Source organism: Streptomyces sp. AC627_RSS907, from assembly GCF_019049165.1.
In genome coordinates, this window is sequence record NZ_JAGMUE010001328.1 from 1 (window position 1) to 660 (window position 660).

The window sequence follows — 660 nt, forward strand, 5'->3', positions numbered from 1 at the left end:
GGCCCGCACACATCACGCCCCTCGCGCTCGCCGCCGTCATCGTCGGTGGCCTGACGGTCACCACGGCTGTCCCGGCCCAGGCGCGTACCGAAACCCAGGCTTCCGTCCAGGCCACCGACGCCCATTACCTACGCTTCGACAAGGGCTCGGTCACGAACTCCCGCCTCGAACTCGTGAAGCGCACCGCCGGCCGTGACAAGGTGCTCAAGAAGTACAAGGCGGGCTCCGGCCAGACCAAGGACACCTGCGCCGTCGGCAAGGGCTGGCTGCCCAACGCGGAGAAGAAGCCGTACGCCGTGCAGTGGCACCGCAAGAACTTCGACGGCATCATCAACGGCCTCGTCATCAAGCTCTCCGACCGCAAGTGCCACAACGGCACCAAGCGCACCGAGCTGTTCATCCACAGCGAGATGAAGCCCAACGGTAAGCAGGGCTCCATCGAGTCCGAGCGGTGGACCAACAGCAACCCCAACGACTACTACTCCAACGGCTGCGTCAAGCTCAACCCGGCCGACATCAGGGACCTGTTCAAGCGCCTCGACCGCATCGGCTGGCCGAAGAAGCTGTACGTGGTGAGCTGACCCGCAATAGTCCTCCTCGCGGCGCCCGCAAGGCCCGGCGGAGCCGGAGGACCAGGTCGCCGCGCCAGATGCCGGGGCA

At 66.2% G+C, this 660-nt stretch carries 1 protein-coding gene; it reads left to right on the forward strand.

Features of this window, described 5'->3' with window-relative positions:
* The coding region (locus KUM32_RS41750) for a L,D-transpeptidase family protein (RefSeq protein WP_217146834.1) at positions 1-581 on the forward strand (581 nt) is incomplete at its 5' end.
* Positions 582-660: the final 79 nt, after the last annotated feature.